Source organism: Streptomyces sp. NPDC002845 (genome assembly GCF_053591955.1).
This window is the reverse complement of record NZ_JBSFUU010000101.1, coordinates 16,845-35,075: the sequence shown is the minus strand read 5'-3', so window position 1 is coordinate 35,075 and position 18,231 is coordinate 16,845. Positions and strand designations below refer to the sequence as shown.

Sequence of the window (18,231 nt, the reverse complement as noted above, 5' to 3'; positions counted from 1 at the left end):
ACCTGACTCCCATGGAGCCAGACTGATCACTCGATCACGGAAGGGGTCACTTTTCATCGACCGATAGGGGGTCACGGTTCACGGAACGGCGACACGGGGTGGCCGGACTCGGACGGTTCACCTCCGTAGGCCCGTTCCGGCGCTCGCCCGACGGAGAGTCCCGAGCGGCCTGAGCGTGTGGGCTCGACTGACGGTGAGGCCCGGCCGCGACCAGTCTGAGGATCCCTGGCCCACGCCCGGAAGGCGCCGGTCGTGTTGAACCACACAGCTACCGCGACCAGGTGCCGTTCGCGGCAGTGGATCCCCTCGCGGGTTGCGACGACCGCATTGCGTGGATTGCCGACCCACGGCGGCGATCCGGCCGACTGACGTCCCGGGGCGCGGCGGGCTCACGGGACGCGATTCGTCGTCTTCCGGCAGAGCGGAGGCTCCGGAATGCCGGCGGGCAGCATGCGGACCAGGAGCCACAGCACCACGAACCAGCCGATCGTGCTCAGGAACAGCAGGCCGACGGAGCACCAGGCGAAGGCGAGCGTCATGCTCCCGGTGTCGGTCCAGACCTGGGTGACACCCGCGAGCAGGCCGAGCTGGCAGACGCCCTCGGCTGTCAGAAAGGCCAGCCGGACACCCGGGAACCCCAATGCAGACGGCAGCACCTTGCTCCAGACCACCGTGCCGCGCAGGGCGGCTCCTGCCAGCAGGACCACGGCCGCCGTTGACGGGACTGCGACGTCGGGCCCATACACCAGACCGAGGAGCATGCCGATGAGGGCACCGGCGGCCAGCACCGCTACCGCTCCGATCACTGCGGTGAGCGCGCTGACGCGGAGGGCGTCGCTCAGCACCGCGGCCCGGTGCCCGAGTGCCCCGGCTCGGGCCAGACGAGGGTAGAGCTGTGCCGCGAACGGGCTGACGAAACTTGCGAAGAGGCGGCCCGGAGCGGTGGCGATCTTCAGGGATGTCACCAGTGTGGGTCCGCCGAGCAGCCCTGCCAGTACGGAGACGCCACTGTCCGCGGCCACGGAGACGGACCCCGTCGCCGAGCTCTTCACCAGGAAGGGCACCAGGCCGCTCGGCATCGCGACAGGGCCGACGGCGGTTGGGCCGCATGTTTCGCGTACGCGCCTACAGGCACCGACGGTGAGGACGGCCGTGGAGACCAGCGCCATGACCAGGGTCGCCGTGAGGTACCCGACCGGGCCGGCGACCCTCAGAGCCGCCAGCGTCACCAGGCATCCGGAGACGGCCAGGACCAGGCGGACCAGGCCGAGCCGGGACAGCCGGTCGCTGATCGCGAAACCCGCCGAGGCGCTTCCCGAGGGCGTGGCCGCTCCGGCGGCCAGCACGGCCAGCACGAGCAGTGGCAGTTGGTCGGTGGAGAGCCATCCTGTAGCGGTGGCCGCGGCGGCCGCCGCCACGCCCACGACCGTGGCCAGCACCCCGGCGGCGATATCGAGCCGGACCAGGTGGAGATACAGCCGTGTCCCGTGGCCGGGGCCACGAAGCTGCTCAGCAGGAACGAACCGTTGCTGCGCGTCTTCGAAGCGCGGATCCCACAGCAGGAACCAGATCGTAGCCACTGCCTGGACGAACAGCACCTTCCCCGCCTCGGCGCTGCCGGCAAACCTGATCAGTACGGCGGTGGTGGCGAAAGACAGGGCCGACTCGACCTGACCGGCCGCGGTGAGGGAGCCGAAGGTACGCAGGTGCCGTTGCCAGGATCGCCGGTTCCTGCACGCTCCGGTCCGTCGGGTCCGGCCAGGACGCGCGTCGGAGTCCGGCGTGGCTCCGGACGACGTCGTGTTGAGATGCCGCTGCATCTCCTTCACAGGACCTCGACGCGCTTCCTTTGACACACCCTCATCACCCCCACGGTTTCCGGATCGGGTACACGCCGAGCCTCATTGAGACATACACGGATCCACCTGCTTCGCCTCGCCGGGCCTTTTTCGCCCGGCATCACCCTGATCGAGTAATAGGTGGAGCGACGAGGGTCCTGGAAGGCGTACCGGTGTTCCAGTTGGATTGATGTGTTGCCGTCCGGGGGCGACTCGGCGTACCGGTCTGAAACAGGTCAGGACGCGATCGTTCCCGTCCCAGGGATGAGCGGGTGAATACTGATGTCACGTCCCATATGCGGGCTCGGCGGGTGATTCGTCTGAGTAGCGTGGGCACCCGGGCCGTTCCGGGCATGCCCCTGGTGGCGGCCGAGTGCTTCCTCCTCGGGCGGGGCGCCGATCGCTCGGGGAGCGTCTCCTGCCTGACGGCCGGGATGGTCGGCAGTTCGGATCTGGTGCTGGGGGCCGCGACGGAGCATCGTGGGGCGGCTGTGCGGCTGTCCCCTGTGCGGGTGTTGTCCCGCGCTTTCACTCTCTGTGAGTTCGCCCGACTGGTGCAGGCCGAGGACGCCGCAGGCGTGGTGGATCCGGCTGTACGCTTCGAGGCTTTCGTCCAGGGGGCGGCCGCTCGGCGTGGTGCCGTGCGGACGCCCGTGGGCGACGACGACGTCGACGCCCCCTCGGTGCGCCGGCGCAGCAGGTACGGGAGTGCTTTGCGAGGATCGAAGGGGTGGTGGAACGGATCGCAGCGGCCGTGCTGACCGGATGAGCCGCGTCCCGGTCAGCTGTCGCAGGCGGGGGCGGGCTCCACGTGGGTACGCAGTGGTGTGACCAGCGGCTGGCGCAATAGTGCCGGGGCCCGGTCGCTGACCGGTTCGAGAAGGTGGAGCGTCAGCGTACGGCTGTGCTGCGCCGGCAGTTCCACATCCAACGTGTAGACGGCGTGGCCGCGTTCGACGCCGCTGTTCACCAAGATCGGGCGGCCGTCCAGGGTCGCACCGGTCAACCGAGCACCCGAGGCGGCGTAGTAGGAGACGAGCAGCCTGTTGTCACCCGGCCGCGTGCGGTAGGGCGGCTTGTCGACACGTTGGGTGACGTAGAGAGGGAGGCCCGATGTGGGGGCCCGGTTGGTGAGGGTGATCCGAGCGGTGACCGATCGACCGTTCTTGGTGCAACCGCCGGGAATCCAGTGCAGTTCCCGGTCGAGGTAGTAGTCGAGCTTTCCGCCGGCCGCGTTGTTCACCACCAGTCCGGCGAACGGCCCCGGGTCCGTCGGCAGGGCACCGGACAGGGGCCGGGACTGCAGGAGGCGTTGCTCCCGAGGCTGCGCGCTCCACACCTGCAGGCGTCCTTCTGCCGCGACGTCGTAGGCCGCCCTGAGCAGGCCCGGCAGCTGCTGAGGGCCGTCCAGGGCGTCGACGAGCGTTGCAGCGGCGGCGCGTGCCACGTCGAGGAGGTACGCCTTGCGTTCCCGGCTGTCGGAGAAGCGGGCGTAAGCGGTGCGCTCGGTGAGATCCAGTACGTTGTCTGCCGTGACCGCCGTTCCGTCGGGCAGCCGGGCCGGGCCCGTGGCCCGGAGAAACCGTGCCAGTGTGCTGGGATCGAGGGCGATCGCACCGTCCACCCGCTGTCCGCTGTGGTCGCGCCATGCCGCTGCCCAGATGCGGGCCGCATAGGGGAAATGAGGGCTGACGTTGGAGTTGGCCCACGTGCCGGTGGGATCCATGGCGCCGTACCGCGTGCGGTACTCGGCTCCCAGGTCTACCGAGGCGTGCGCGTCGGCCAGCATGGTGTCGGTGCCGAAGGTCTCGAACCGCAGATCGCCCTGATCGACTGTGAGTACGGCGAAGCCTCCGGGCAGCCCTCCTGTGCCTCTCGCTTCGGCGGTGTTCTGGAACACCACGATGTACCGCCGTGGGCCGTCCGCTCCGAGCATGGACGGAAGCACGCGGGCCGCCGATGCCGTGTCGGCCAGGGCGGGGGCCATTCGGTGGAGCTGAGAAACCAGCTGGGCACGCGCGCGATCGACGCTCGGTACCCAGGGTGCGCGAGGCGTGCTCTCGGCGAGAGCACGAGTGTCGGCGGCAGCGCGTGCGGCCTGCTCAAGAGCGGGGGCGCTGTCCCCGAGCGCGGACAGCAGGGCCGGAAGCCCGCCGTCGCGGGCCCTGTCGGTCGAATGCGACGCCAGGTGCACCATCGGCGGCAGCACATCACCGGTCACCTGGTCGGCGGCGTGGGCCATGCCACGAACCGTGCTGACGGGCCGGCCCAGGAACGGCACGTGCGAAGCCACGTACCAGGCAGGTCCGGTGGTGAGTCGATGCGCTCGGGCGGCATGTGCCGCCGCGGACCGCATCGCCGCGTCCGGGCTCGCCGGAGTGGCATTTCCCGGTGAGCCCATGACGGATTGCCGGAGCGTTGCCAACTCTCGCTGCGCTTTCAGCAGCTCGGAGCGGGCGAGCAGCCCGGTAATCCCGACCCATGCGGCGCCGAGGAGGGAAAGTGCGGCGACGGCCAGCAGGGCGTTCCTGACCCAACGGCGCCGACCGGATCCGAGCAGACGGAAGACGCCCCGGACGGTGCCGGGAAGCCGTGGAACCGCGGTGCGCACCTGTCGCTCCGTCATGACCTGTGGCGGCGACGCATGGCCGGCAGCGAGCCGGCGCAGGCCGATGTCAGGGCAGCCAGCTGTGTCGGTGATGTCATCTCTTCCCCGCTCTTCACGGTTGAGTCCGGGCCGGGCGGCGGTGTGGCACCAGCCTCTGACCGACACATGGATACATGGACGAAGGGGGCGTACGACTTCCGAACAGCTCGGTGTTGCCAGAAGTCACTTGATGGTGTGGCGCTCACTCCTCCTCCGGGCCGCTGCCCTCCGTCCGCGACGGACGGGCGTCAGCGGGTGAGTCCGTCGCGGGGAACGAAAACGACGCGGAACATCTTGGGCCAGAACTTGCCGGTGATCAGGAACTGGTCGCTTCCGGGGACGGACGCGATGCCGTTCAGGACGGATCCGCGCACGCGTTCGTCCTCGTGCAGCAGGTCCGTGGCGTCGATGCTCGCCGTCACCGCGCCGGTGGCGGAGTCGATGCGCACGATCCGATCGGTGGGCAGGACATTGGCGTACACGGCGTCGTCGACGCATTCCAGTTCGTTCAGCTCCGTCACGGGCCGGCCGTCCTCGGTGACGGTGATGTCGCCCGTCTTCGCAAGCGTGTCCACGTCCCGGAACGTCAGCCGGGACGATCCGTCGCTCGTCACCAGCCGGTTCCCGGACGGCTGGTGGCACACGCCCCAGCCCTCGTCGGGGTACGGGAGACGACGCACCTCCGACAGAGTCCTGGCGTCGCGTTCGATGGCGATCCGGTTCCGCCAGGTGAGTTGCCAGAGCTTCCGGCCGAGGACGGTGATCCCCTCGCCGAACAGCGGCGGGGGCAACGTCACGCGGACCGAGGGGTGCCCGCCGGGCGGACCTGCCCGTACCGAGGACTGCCCCGCCAGGCCGGTTCCTTCGTACAGCGTGTCACCTGCCATCTCCAGTCCCTGAGTGAAGGACTGCGGATCATGCGGCAGGACATCGAGCACCTTGACCCGCAACTGCTCGACGCCCTCCGCGGAAGACGACTGGCCTTCCACCGCCCGGCTCCCGGCGGTTGCACCCGACGTGTGATGTTCCACCGCGTTCCCCGTCGCGCAGGAGGCGAGGGGCGTCCCCGAGACGGCGGCCAGGGCAAGCGCGGCGACGGCCGGCAGTACGTTCGTGATGGTACGGCCCGGCGCGGGCCCAGGGCCTGTCCGGCGGATCACGCCGACCTCAACCTGCGGTGCCCCCGAAAGCGCCGGTGAGCGGGGTCTGGTGCGTGCATCTGCAAGGCGGAGGAGGGAGTCGACGCGGAGCGTCGGCGACCGACGACAACGCGGCAGAAGTGCGTGCCAGACCCCGCGGCCCAGGCGTGATCCGCCGGACAGGCCCTGGGGCATCGTAGGACTTCGGTACGCACCTGCCGCTCCGTCATGGACACTGCATACACGGGCAGTCGGCGCATACAGCTGCAGAACAGTGCAGTTCTTCCGAGAAGTCACCAAATGGTGTAATTCATGCTCTCCTGTGGGCTGTATGCCGGTTCGGCATGGAGTGGCTTCCTGGGCTGAGGTGTTGGAGCCCCTATGTTCCGCAGTACACATAGGGAGCAAAACGCCCTCTTCGGGCGGTTCCCTCGGTTCTATGAGGGGTGCAGGTTGGATCTCCGCAGATTCCTGGAAGCCGTTGCCAGGCGCTGGCCGATCGTCGTGGTCTGCCTGGCTCTCGCGTTCGGGGCGGCGATCGCCGCCACGAGCTTGAGCACTCCCGTCTACGAGGCCAGGACTCAGCTCTTCGTCGCCACCCGCGGCAGTGCGGACACCGCTCAGCTGAGCCAGGGACAGACTTTCTCGCAGGCCCGCGTGCAGTCCTACGCTGCCGTCGTGCCGACCCGCCATGTGACCGGGCCCGTGGTGCGTGAGTTGAGGCTGCGCACCACACCGGAGGAGCTGGCGTCCCGGATCACCGCCGAGGCCCCCCTCAACACCGTGCTCATCAACATCACCGTCCGGGACACCGATCCCAAGCTTGCCGCCAGGATCTCCAACGCCGTCGCCGAGCGTTTCAGAGACGTCGTCGAGATGCTGGAGACACCCACGCGGACGACCCGGGAGCAGGACGTGCCCGTCTCCCCGGTCAAGCTGGGCATCATCCAGCGGGCGGTGCCACCCGTCGGGCCCGTCTCCCCGCGCCCGCTGCTCAATCTGGCTGTCGGTGTGCTCGGTGGGCTGCTGCTCGGTGCCGGACTCGTCGTAGTGCGTGAGACCCTCGACACCACCCTCAAGACCAGCCAGGCGCTGGACGAGTTCACCGGTCTGCCGGGCCTCGGAGCCATCCCGTACGCCAAGGACGCACCCAGACGACCGCTCGTCGTCGCCGCCGCGCACTCCAAGCGCGCCGAGGCCTTCCGTAAACTGCGCACCAATCTGCGGTTCGCACAGGTCGACGACAGTCCTCGAACCATCATGGTGACCAGTTCGGTGCCCGGCGAGGGCAAGACCAGCACCGCCATGAACCTGGCCCTCTCCCTTGCCGAGGCCGGTGTCTCCGTCTGCCTGGTGGACTGCGACCTGCGCCGGCCGTGCGTGGCCAAGACCTTCGGCCTTGTCCAGGACGCCGGACTGACCACTGTGCTGATCGGGCAGGCGCGTGTAGCGGACGTGATGCAGCGGGCCGATGGTCGGCTCTCGGTGCTTGCCAGCGGCCCTGTGCCGCCGAACCCCACCGAGATGCTCGCCTCGGCCCGGATGGGTGAGGTGCTGAGCGAACTCGCGAGCACCTACGACGTGGTGATCCTCGACACCGCCCCGCTGCTGCCGGTCGCCGACACCATCGGACTCGCCCCGCTGACCCAGGGCACACTGCTCGTCGTCCGCGCCTCGAAGACCAGCCGTGAACAGGTCCGCACCGCCGCCGAGGCGTTGGAGCGCGTGGGCGGCCGCATCCTCGGCACCGTCTTCAGCATGGCCCCGGCCCCCAAGGGCGGTCGCTACGACACCTACGGCGAGTACGGCGAACTCCCCTCTCCCCGTATGTCGGTTCCCCGTAAGAAGGCTCCGCCGCCCGCTGCCGCGGATCTCACGGGAGGGAAATGACCCTGCCTGTGTTCGTCGGCGCGGACAGCACGCGCTGCTGTCGGCCACGGAGCGGCGATGCCGTCCGCCTGCTCCTGGCTGACGGGCGTCAGGACGGCGAGCGTGAACCGGGTCGTGACGGCTCTGCTTTTCCCCATGCCGATGCTGTTGCTCGTCCTCGCGCCGGACATCTTCGAGGAGTGATGCTGCCGGCCTCGTCAGCCGTCCGACAGCGAAGACCGCACTGTGCCGCCCCCGGTCCACCACGCCTCGCAGGGGGGCGAGGCCGATCACCAGCCGCCGTGAACAGGCATTTCATCCGCTTGTTCGTTTCACCAGGTGTCCGATGGCGACCAGGTCCGAGCGAGGTCCGGCCGGCATCCCCCACGTGATCACTCCGGGCTCACGAAATCTGCATCCGCGGCAACTCTTGTGTGACCGGCGGCGACAGAGGTACCAGAGGGGCGGGTGAGGAACCCGGACCGGGCGGGCGGCCGACCCGAACCGGACGGGTACGCGAACCCGGTTCTCCGAACGCCCGAGCTTCCGAACGAGAGTGACGACGTGAGCGAGAGAACAACCACGCGACGGCTGCGGCGCAGAAGGAAGAGCAACCGCCGCCGGGGGGTCCTGATCGGAGCGCTGGTGGCCGCACTGGGCGCGGGCGTGGTTACCGGCGCAATGCTGATGACGGCGTCCGCGTCGGGCCCGGGCGCCGGGGCCTACCGCCTGGTGAACGCCGCCGACCGCATGTGTCTGACCGTGCCGTCGACGGCCGAGGCGAGCGGGGCGCAGCTGGCCACGGCCGGCTGCGACGACACCGACAGCGCGCAGCTGTGGCAACTGGCCGACAGCGGCGACGGGTTCACGGTCACGGCAGTGGAGAGCGAGCTGTGCGCCGGGGTGAAGGGTGCCTCGACCTCGGTCGGTAAGGCGGTGCAGCAGCAGACCTGTGACGGCACGGCCTCGCAGGTCTGGAAGCTGAACTCGCTGGAGGACACGTACCACCTGGTCAACGCCAAGAGCGGCAAGTGCCTGAACGTCAAGGACGGGCTGGCGAAGCAGAACTCGTGCGACAAGGCGAGCGGCAAGCTGTGGACGCTGGTGGCCGAGGGCGACCCTTCGCCGTCCCCGTCCCCGACGGCCTCGTCGACGGCGACCTCCTCCCCCTCATCCTCATCCTCCCCCTCGGCCTCCGCCTCGCCGAGCAAGTCCACCTCGCCCTCCGCCTCCCCGAGCGCCACGGCGAGCAAGACCCCCTCCGCCGCTGTCTCCTCCTCGGCCGCCACCAGTGGCAGTGACAGCGGCGGCAGCAGCGGCGGTACGGCCCTGGGGGCCTGGCCCACCGCCGCTGGCACGCAGTCGGTGAGCGCCACGATCGAGGTCTCCGATACTTACGACGGCAGCCTGAAGCGCTTCGCCGGCTCCGGAGCCCTCGGCAGCGGCGACCAGGACGAGAACCAGGGCCCGCTCTTCAAGCTCGCCGACGGTGCAGTGCTGAAGAACGTCATTCTGGGCGCCCCGGCCGCCGACGGCGTGCACTGCATGGGCAGTTGCACCCTGCAGAACGTGTGGTGGGAGGATGTCGGCGAAGACGCCGCCACCTTCAAGGGCAAGTCGGCCTCGTCGACATACCTCGTCGTGGGCGGTGGTGCGAAGAAGGCGGACGACAAGGTCTTCCAGCACAACGGCGCCGGCACACTGACCATCAACGACTTCCAGGTCGCCGACTTCGGCAAGCTGGCCCGCGCGTGCGGCAACTGCAGCACGCAGTACCAGCGCCACATCGTCATCAGCAACGTCAAGGCGACCAGCCCCGGCAAGGTCCTGGCAGGCATCAACGCCAACTACGGTGACACGGCCACGATTTCGGGCGTGACGGTGGTCGGTGACGCGAGCAAGAAGATCACCATCTGCGAGCGGTTCAAGGGCAACTCCAGCGGGTCCGAGCCGACTTCGCTGGGGAGCGGGCCGGACGGCACGCACTGCCGTTACTCCACGTCGGGGATCACCTACCAGTGATCCACTCGATCGGCTGATTCAACTCCCGTCGGCCTCCACCGCCAGGTTGTCGCTCATGGCGGTGGAGGTCGACGTCTGTTCCGGGGTGCTTGACGGCGGGAGTGTTACGCGGGAATGTTACCGGTAACATTCCGTCGTCGCGTCCGTCGCGTCCGTCGCGTCCGTCGCGTCCGTCGCGTCCGTCGCGTCCGTCGCCCACCGCACCGTGGGCTGTCAGCTGGAGCCGCCGCCGTGACCGACCCGCCGACCGTCCGAGCGGTCAGCCACCCCCAACATCCGCCGGACGAGAGGGTGTTCAGCCCCGCTGCCGTGGTCGCGTCCTGTGCGGGCTTCGTCCTCATCGGTGCGCTCCAGGCCTTGTACGGGCCCGCGATCCCGGCCTTCCGCGAGGAGTTCGGGCTGTCGCCGTCCGCCGCCGGGCTGGGGCTGAGCGCGCACTTCATCGGCGGGGTGGCCGGTGTCCTGCTCTTCGACCGCCTCTTCGGCCGGATCGGCAACCGGCGGATCCTCGGCGCCTCCTACCTGCTCATGGCCGTCGGCGCGGCGGGCTTCGCCCTGGCACCCAACTGGCCCGTCGGACTGGCCGCGGCGCTGCTCGCCGGGCTCGGCTTCGGCGGCATCGACTACGGCCTCAACCAACTGTTCGCCGTGGGCTTCGGCCACCGTTCGACCGCCATGCTGAACATCCTCAACGCCCACTTCGGCATCGGCGCGATCCTCGGCCCGGCGCTGATCGGCGCGATCGGCTCCGCGCACTACCCGGCGGTCTTCCTCGCCTTCGCGGCGGCCAACCTGCCGTTGCTGCTGTGCCTGCGGGGCGTACGGGACCGGGCGCCGGCGCCGACGGGCGCGGACCAGCGGCAGGAGAACGGGGGACAGGTCCTCGGCCGCAGCCTGGGTTCAGTCCTCGCCGTCTTCGTCACGCTCTACGTCCTGCACGTGGGCATCGAGGCAGGCGTCGGCGGCTGGGAGCCCACGCACCTGGAGACGGTCGGTTACGGCGCCGGGGTCGCCGCCACCGCCACCTCCGTGTACTGGCTGATGATGACCGTCGGCCGCTTCCTGGTCGCACCCCTCGCGCTCCGCTTCTCCCCCCAGGCCATCATCACCGTCTCCTGCGCGGGCATGACGGTCTGCCTGCTGCTCGCCGCGATCCCCGGGCTCGCCCCGTATGCGTACGCCGGCGTCGGCCTCTTCATCGCGCCGATCTTCCCGACCGGGCTGCCCTGGCTCAACAAGGCCGCCCCGCAGGCCCGTAGGGCGGGTGCGATGGTGATCGCCGCGTCAATGATCGGGGGAGTGGCGGCGGGCCCGGCGCTCGGCAAGGCCATCGAGTGGTCCGGGGTCCGGGCTGTGCCGCTGCTGCTGGGCGGGGTCTCGGCGCTGTGCCTGGCCGCGACGGTGTGGCTGATCCGCGCCACTGCCCGCTCCGGCTGAACGAACCGCCCGCGCCCCACCCACCTGGCGGCAGTCACCCGTACGGCCGGTCGCCCGGCCTATCCTGTGGACCTGCCGGGCGGGACAGGACCGCCACGGCACTACCCCGGAGGGATACACACGTCATGCCCCGTAGCGCCGCCGACGGCGCTGTCGCCAGAGGGCGCAGCCGACGCAACTTCGCGGGCTCACGTCCGGTGATGGACGACGTGGCGCAGCTGGCCGGTGTGTCCAAGCAGACCGTGTCGCGGGTGCTCAACGAGAACCCGGCGGTTCGGGCGGAGACCCGGGAGGCGGTGCGGGAGGCGATGCGGACGCTAGGGTACCGCCCGAGCCGCAGCGCTCGCTCACTGGCCAGCGGCAGGACCCGCATGCTCGGCGTGATCTCGTTCGACGCAGCGCGCTACGGGCCCGCCTCGACCCTGACCGCGATCAACACCGCGGCCCAGGAGGCCGGTTACCTGGTGAGCTCGATCGCCCTCGACACCGCCGACCGGGACACGGTCGTACGGGCGATGGACCGCCTGTCGGCCGAGGGCGCGGACGGCGTGATCGCCATCGCCCCGCAGCGCGGGGTCGCCATGGCCCTGGCGGAGGCCCGGCTCGACACCCCCCTGGTCATGCTGGACAACGGCCTCGGCGACGGCACTCCCGTGGTCACCTCGGACTTCCGGGCCGGCGCCCGCCTGGCCACCGAACACCTCCTGGGCCTCGGCCACTCCGCCGTCTGGCACATCGCGGGGCCGACCGGCTGGACCTCCGCCGACCAGCGCGCGGCGAGCTGGCGGGAGACGCTCGCCGCGGCGGGGGTACGGATTCCCGAGCCCCTCGTCGGGGACTGGGGCGCCGACTCCGGGTACGCACTGGGCCGCCGCCTCGCCGAACGCCCGGACGTCACCGCGGTGTTCGCCTCCAACGACCAGATGGCCCTCGGCGCACTGCGCGCCTTCCACGAGGCCGGGCGCCGCGTCCCCGAGGACGTCAGCGTGGTCGGCTACGACGACATCCCGGAGGCCGCGCACCTGCTGCCGCCGCTCACCACCGTACGGACGGACTTCTCGGAGATCGGCACGCGTTCGCTACGGCTGTTGCTGGGCCGGCTCGACGGTCTCGATGGTCCCGATGGCCTCGACGGCGATGACGCGGCCGGGCCGGGGGCTGAGCCGGTGGTGGTGCCCGTGGAGCTCATCGTCCGGCGGAGCACGAGGCCGGTGGCCTGACGACCTGGGGTGCAACAGGGAGTCGCGACGCTGCTCCCTGTTGCACCCCAGGTCGTGAGCCCCGGGCCCTTTGAGGGGGTGGGCCGGGTCACCACACCGAGTGGATGTCGGCCCGGCCCGCCGGAGGCCTACGGCTGACGCGCCACCCCCTTGCCCTCGGTGAGCAGCCATTCGCGGTGCAGAGTTCCGAGGGGAATCTTCGTCTGGAAGATCGGCGTGCCGAAGATGGTCAGTTGGAGCCGGAGGGCGCCGGAGAGGTCGATGCCGCCGTAGAGGGCCCAGGCTCCGATGGCCGAGCCGGTGCCGTCGGCGGAGCCCTCGGCGGCGGCATCGACGTGGGCGCGGAGGTAGGGGGCGAGGTCGGCGGTGACGCCGACGGTGCCGTAGAGACCGATGGAGGCCTCGGCGCCGAGCGCGGCCTTGACGTCGCCGACGGCGGCGACGGAGACCTTCAGGGGGTCGCCGGTCATCCGGGACTCGTTGACCGGGGTCCATCCCTTGGCCCAGCTGAAGGTGCCGCCGACGCGGAAGTCGCCCTTGAGGTCCTGCTCGACGTCGACGGTGACGCTGCCGTCGGCGTCCACCTGGAAGTAGCAGACGAGGTCGAGGTTGACGACGATCGGGACCGGGCCGACCTGGATCACCGGGTTGGTGTGCAGCTCGGCGAACGGGATGCGCACGGGCTTGCCGTTGGTGGACCCGGCCGCGCGGCCCTTCAGCGACCACTGCGAGGCCCAGTCACCGGACAGCCCCAGGAACGCACCGCCGGGTGAGGACCCGGTGTCGTCGCCGGAACCGTCGTAGAAGAAGGCGACCTCGGGCGCGAGCTGCACAAAGCCCTTGACCGACGCGGAGGCCGAGGCGGGGGCACCCTCGGCGGTGGCGATGGCGGCGCCGACGTCGATTCGCAGGCTGCCCAGCGGCAACTTGGCGCCCTGGGAGCCGAAGGTGAGGCCCCCGGTCTTCGCCCAGGACACCTTGACACCCTGGAGCAACGGCTCGACCTCGACGGCTGCCGGGTCGATGGGGACGGTCCCCTCGGCCTTGCTCTCCCCGAGCACCGAGTTGAGCTGGGCCGGTTCCGTCCGTACCTCCGTACCGCCGTCCTCCGCCTCACCGACGATCTCGGTGACCTCGGCCAGCACTCCGTCGGGGGCACCGGGGACGGGAGCACTGGCGATGACGTCGCCGACGGCTACGGGGGCGTCAGGTGCGGCCTGGTCCGAGGACTCCTCGGACGGGGCGGGAGCCGGGGTCTTCGACGGGTCGGCGGAGCCTTCAACCGAGCCGGACTCACCGGATTCGCGGGACTCACCGGACGGCGCAGACGCCCCGGACCGCCCAGCCCCTCCGACCGCCGCCGAAATGACGGCCCGTCCGCTCTTCCGGTCGTACGATGCGACCTTGACCGCGGACTCCTTCGCCCTGCCCCGCTCACCCGAACCCGCACCCGGCTCGGCGACGGCGGTGGGTGTCGCCGACCCGGACGGAGCCGGTACGACGGCGAGGCGCTCGCCGGCGGGCTCGGCCTGGGGGCGCTCGGGCGCCGCTGAACTCGTCGCGGACGCCGGTTCGACGGCGGCCGGTGAGCCGCTGGAGCAGCCGGTGGCGAGCAGTGCCGCGACGGTGACCGCCGACAGCGGCAGTAAGGCATGTCTCTTGAACTTGTGCACGCGTGATCCTCGGAGGGCGGGATATGGGGGTACGCCACAGGAAGTGACAGCAGGTCAGCCAGGGGTCGCCACGCGAAGAACACGCGGGCAGGGCCGTCCACGAGAGAATGCGTGTGCGGCGCGTACCCCTCAGTAACCGGTCATGAGCATGCCAGGCTTATGGATCACATGGAACCCGATGCCTCATTACGTGGCAGTGGCGTGGGTCACATTTTCACACACGTACCACCCGCGGCCCCACCGCTGCGAAATCCGCGGCGATCTCTTCCTCCATCCCCGTGTCGGTGACCACGAGGTCGAAGTCGCGGAGGTCGGCGAAGCGGCAGAACGTGTCGTTGCCGATCTTGCTGCTGTCGGTGAGCAGCACCCGGCGCCGGGCGCGCTGGCACATCGTCCGCTTGACCTCGGCCTCGGCCAGGTCCGGGGTGGTCAGACCGTGTTCGACGGAGACTCCGTTGGTCGCGAGGAAGGACACGTCGATGAGGAACGTACTGAGGGTGCGGATGGCGATCACGTCGACTTCCGCCAGGGTGCGCGACCGCACCCGCCCGCCCAGGGTGATGACCGTGAGATGCCGCTGCTCCACGAGCAGCTGGGCGATCGGCAGGCTGTTGGTGATCACCGTCAGCTCGCGTTCGAGGGGCAGCAGTTCCGCCAGGCGGGAGGTGGTCGACCCGGCGTCGAGCAGGATCACCCCCTCGTCGGGCACCTCTTCCAACGCGGCCTCGGCGATCCTCTTCTTCTCCGCCTCCATGAACCCGCCACGCGTGGGCAGGTCCGGCTCGAAGCCGAGCCGCCTGAGCGGGATGGCTCCACCGTGCACCCGCCGCAGCGCGCCCTGGCGTTCCAGCAGGGCCAGGTCCTGCCAGATCGTCTCCCGGGTCTCCGAGAACAGCCTGGCCAGCTTCTCCACGTCCACGTGCCCGTCCCGGCGCGCCAGAGCGACGATCTCTCGCTGGCGTTCGTCGGCCTGCATGTGATCACCTCTTCCTTCGTCGGGCCCTCTGCCGTGCACCGGGTGGAGCGGAAGGATCACCAGGAGGACAGTTCGAGCGAGGGGGCGGGGGACAGGGGCTGCTCGGTCCAGATGACCTTGCCGCGGGGGGTGTAGCGGGTACCCCAGCGCTGAGCGAGCTGGGCCACGAGGAACAGACCGCGTCCGCCCTCGTCGGTCGCGGTGGCGTTGCGCAGGTGCGGGGAAGTGCTGCTGGCGTCGGAGACCTCGCAGATCAGGGCACGGTCGCGGAGCAGGCGTACATGAATGGGGCCGCTGGCGTGCCGGATGGCGTTGGTGACCAGCTCACTGAGCAGGAGTTCCGTGGTGAACGTGCAGGCGTCCAGCCCCCATTCGGTCAGCTTCCGCTCGGCGGCCGAGCGTACGCCGGAGACCGCGGCCGGGTCGGAGGGAACCTCCCAGCTCGCGGTGTGCTCGGCCTTCAGGGCCCGGGTACGGGCGACCAGCAGGGTCACGTCGTCGGTGACGCGGGGGCCGGACAGGGCTTCCAGGATGGCGTCGCAGGTCTGCTCGGGGGGCCGGTCCGGATGGGCCAGGGCGAGCTGGAGCTGTTCGAGGGCGTAGTCGACGTCCCAGTCGGGGTCCTCGATGAGGCCGTCGGTGTAGAGGACGAGCTGGCTGCCTTCGGGCAGCGGCAGTTCGGCAGTTTCGAAGGGCAGGCCGCCGAGGCCCAGGGGAGGGCCGACCGGGAGGTCCGGGATGTGCACGGAGCCGTCGGGACGGACCACCACGGGCGGGGGGTGTCCCGCGCGCGCCACCGCGCAGCGTTCGGAGACCGGGTCGTAGATGGCGTACAGGCAGGTGGCACCGATGATGTCGCCTCCGCCGGGTCGGCCGGCCTCCTCCTGGTCCAGGGCGATGACCAGGTCGTCGAGGCGCCCCAGGAGTTCGTCGGGAGGCAGATCCAGGGTGGCGAAGTTGTGCACCGCGGTACGCAGGCGGCCCATGGTGACGGCGGCGTGCAGTCCGTGGCCGACGACGTCGCCGACGACCAGGGCCACACGTGTGCCCGACAGCGGGATGATGTCGAACCAGTCGCCGCCGACCCCGCCCACGCCGGCCTGGGCGGGCAGATAGCGATGGGCGACGTCGACCGCGGTCTGCTCCGGGAGGAGACCCGGCAGGAGGCTGCGCTGCAGGGTGAGGGCGATGGTCTGCTCGCGGGTGAAGCGCCGGGCGTTGTCTATGGCCATGGCGACCCGGGCGATGAGCTCCTCCGCCAGGTGCAGGTCGTCCTCCTCGAAGGGCTCGGACTCCTGGGTGCGGTAGAAGCTGACCAGGCCGAGCACCGTTCCGCGGGTGCACACCGAGACGGAGATGAGGGAGCGGATGCCGTACCGCAGGATCTCCTGGACGCGGTCGGCGTCCTGGGCCTGCCACTCGGGTACGGCGCTCAGGTCCGGTTCGAGTACGGCCTCCCCGCCCGCGAAGCACTGGGCCTGCGGCGACGCGGAGGCGAAGCTGACCCGGCGGCCCACCGGCACGAACGGCGGGTCGGCGTGCCGGGTGCCCATCGCGGCCCGTAGCAGGGGGACGTCCGGGGTGAGTGGTTCGTCCCCGTGCAGTACGGGTTCCAGCAGGTCTACGGTGACGATGTCGGCGAACCGTGGGACGACCATCTCGGCCAGCTCCTGCGCGGTGCGCGTGACGTCCAGAGTGGTGCCGATCCGTACCCCCGCGTCGTACAGGAGCTCCAGACGCTCCCGGGCGGCCATCGCGAGCTGCCCCATCTCCCGGTGCCCGACCGACAGCAGCCGCTCGGCGGGAGCATCCGGCGCCCGGGTCCGGGCGGGCCCGGAAGTCTCGCTGGTCCCGACCGCGCCGACGGTCCCGGCCGCCTGGGCTGCCCCGATGGTCCCGGCCGCCCCGGCCGCTCCGATGGTCCCGGCCGTCTCGGCGGTGCTGTTCTCGTGGCCCTGTCGCGGCTCCCTCGCCCCGCCCGGCGGGGCGTCGGCGGTGTGCTGCCGCAGACCGGAAGCCGCGGTCACGACCTGATGCGGCGGTGCGTCCCTGGGGAGGCTGACCGTGACGGCCACACCGTCCTCACCGGTGGACCCCGCCACCGACCGGCACGCGAGCGTCGCCAGCCGGCCTCCGGACAACGGCACCTGTACGACGGTGCTGCGCGCCGCGGAGATCAGCTCGGTGGCCTTCTCCCACAGCACGAGCCGGTCGCTGTCGGTGAGAACGGTGTCGTCCGGGAGGGCCAGGCTCGGTTCCGCGTCCACCATCGCACCCCGCCCGCCGTGCTCGACCCGCATGACCTCCTCGAACAGGGCGCGCTCCCGGCCCGTACGCTGCTCCAGCAGTCGCTGTTCGACGGTCTCGGCCACCTCCCGGATCCTCGCCGCCATGGCCGTGTCCGCGTCCGAGCACCAGGCGGTCAGGCCGACCACGCCTTCGAGACGTCCGCTGAGGGGGTCCCGTACGGTGGCGCCCGCCGATGCGAACGGCTGCAGGCAGTCGGCGAAGTGCTCGGCGCCGAAGGCGTGGAAGTCCCGTCGCTCTTCGAGTGTCGTGCCGATGCCGTGCGTGCCGACGTACTGCTCGGAGTAGTTGAAGCCCGGTGCGAGCCGAACCGCCTCAAGGTGCTTGTAGAGCGCCTTCTCCCCGGCCCCGCAGTGCAGGATCACCCCGTGCCGGTCGGCGAGAACCAGGGCCACGCGGGTGCCCGCCACCTCGGACTCCAGCTGTTCGAGCACGGGCGCGGCGGCCCGGAAGAGGCGGCCGTCGAGGTGGAGATCCGACTGGTACGGCGGTGCGATCACGTCCGGCGCGAGTCCCAGGGACTGGCAGCGCCGCCAGGAGCGCAGCACCGGGGGCCGCAGACTCGTCACGGCCCGCTCCCCGGCCAGGACCCGCGCGCGGCCCTGCGCCACGACGTCTCGGTCACCCCAGATGTCCTGCACCGGGACCACTTCCTTCCCCGGACAAGGAGCCCTCAACGAGCCCTCAAACGAGCCCTCAACGGCTCGGCCCACTCCGCGCCCGGACCGGGCAGCGCCGTGACCAGGCCCGTCCGGCCGGGCACCGCCCGGGACCGGGCCGCCGATCCTGCTGGGTGCTCCGTGTACTGCGCCGGGGAGGGAACGTCCTGAGCGCCGGGACCCCGCACGTGGTTGCTCTTCCTGCTCTGCTCTGCTCTGCTCGCTCTTCTCGCCGGACGGCGGCGGACCCGGGCACCGGCGACCCGCCTCGCGCCCACCGTCGGACGTTCAATTCGACGATACTCCGGTGCCCGGCCGACGCAGCCTCGCGCGGGCCGCCCGACTCCGGCATCGACAAATAGACAGTCCGGGCGAACGTTGCCGGGTTCTGAAGAAGTGGGGCCCGCAGAGTGCCAACGCCCACCAAAATTACTCTTATTGACG

The 18,231-nt window shown here is 70.6% G+C and carries 10 protein-coding genes and 2 pseudogenes; 6 read left to right on the top strand and 6 right to left on the bottom strand.

The window, feature by feature from the left end; translation table 11 throughout:
- Nucleotides 1-389: 389 nt before the first annotated feature.
- The 3 genes from ACWD3C_RS42380 to ACWD3C_RS42370 all read right to left on the bottom strand — a co-directional run bounded on the left by ACWD3C_RS42380 (nt 390) and on the right by ACWD3C_RS42370 (nt 5,474).
- Entirely contained in the window at nt 390-1,820 is a 1,431-nt protein-coding gene (locus tag ACWD3C_RS42380; RefSeq protein WP_451153047.1) for a hypothetical protein, read from the bottom strand.
- Between the two features lie 799 nt (nt 1,821-2,619).
- Nucleotides 2,620-4,449 (bottom strand): DUF4012 domain-containing protein, encoded by a 1,830-nt coding sequence (locus ACWD3C_RS42375; RefSeq protein ID WP_451153045.1) that lies wholly within the window; start codon nt 4,447-4,449, stop codon nt 2,620-2,622.
- A gap of 284 nt (nt 4,450-4,733) precedes the next feature.
- A complete protein-coding gene (locus ACWD3C_RS42370; RefSeq protein WP_451153043.1) occupies nt 4,734-5,474 on the bottom strand; it encodes a glutaminyl-peptide cyclotransferase in 741 nt (246 codons plus the stop codon).
- A 603-nt stretch (nt 5,475-6,077) separates the two neighbouring features.
- Between ACWD3C_RS42370 and ACWD3C_RS42365 the strand changes: the two genes are divergently transcribed.
- The 6 genes and pseudogenes from ACWD3C_RS42365 to ACWD3C_RS42340 all read left to right on the top strand — a co-directional run bounded on the left by ACWD3C_RS42365 (nt 6,078) and on the right by ACWD3C_RS42340 (nt 12,172).
- Entirely contained in the window at nt 6,078-7,514 is a 1,437-nt protein-coding gene (locus ACWD3C_RS42365; protein ID WP_451153041.1) for a polysaccharide biosynthesis tyrosine autokinase, read from the top strand.
- A gap of 57 nt (nt 7,515-7,571) precedes the next feature.
- Complete coding sequence (locus ACWD3C_RS42360) at nt 7,572-7,697, top strand: hypothetical protein (protein WP_451153039.1); 126 nt, start codon at nt 7,572-7,574, stop codon at nt 7,695-7,697.
- Between the two features lie 477 nt (nt 7,698-8,174).
- Nucleotides 8,175-8,543: pseudogene (locus tag ACWD3C_RS42355) on the top strand (RICIN domain-containing protein); the annotation flags it as partial.
- Between the two features lie 276 nt (nt 8,544-8,819).
- Nucleotides 8,820-9,515, top strand: a pseudogene (locus ACWD3C_RS42350) (pectate lyase); the annotation flags it as partial.
- Between the two features lie 291 nt (nt 9,516-9,806).
- On the top strand, nt 9,807-10,952 hold the full coding sequence (locus ACWD3C_RS42345) for an MFS transporter (RefSeq protein WP_451153049.1): 1,146 nt from the start codon (nt 9,807-9,809) through the stop codon (nt 10,950-10,952).
- A 125-nt stretch (nt 10,953-11,077) separates the two neighbouring features.
- On the top strand, nt 11,078-12,172 hold the full coding sequence (locus ACWD3C_RS42340; protein WP_451153037.1) for a LacI family DNA-binding transcriptional regulator: 1,095 nt from the start codon (nt 11,078-11,080) through the stop codon (nt 12,170-12,172).
- A gap of 128 nt (nt 12,173-12,300) precedes the next feature.
- Here the strand turns inward: ACWD3C_RS42340 and ACWD3C_RS42335 are convergent, their stop codons facing one another.
- The 3 genes from ACWD3C_RS42335 to ACWD3C_RS42325 all read right to left on the bottom strand — a co-directional run bounded on the left by ACWD3C_RS42335 (nt 12,301) and on the right by ACWD3C_RS42325 (nt 17,769).
- Complete coding sequence (locus tag ACWD3C_RS42335; protein ID WP_451153035.1) at nt 12,301-13,845, bottom strand: hypothetical protein; 1,545 nt, start codon at nt 13,843-13,845, stop codon at nt 12,301-12,303.
- 214 nt (nt 13,846-14,059) lie between these two features.
- On the bottom strand, nt 14,060-14,821 hold the full coding sequence (locus ACWD3C_RS42330; RefSeq protein WP_451153033.1) for a DeoR/GlpR family DNA-binding transcription regulator: 762 nt from the start codon (nt 14,819-14,821) through the stop codon (nt 14,060-14,062).
- A gap of 56 nt (nt 14,822-14,877) precedes the next feature.
- Nucleotides 14,878-17,769, bottom strand: coding sequence for a SpoIIE family protein phosphatase (locus tag ACWD3C_RS42325; RefSeq protein ID WP_451153031.1), 2,892 nt, complete (start codon nt 17,767-17,769; stop codon nt 14,878-14,880).
- Nucleotides 17,770-18,231 lie beyond the last annotated feature (462 nt).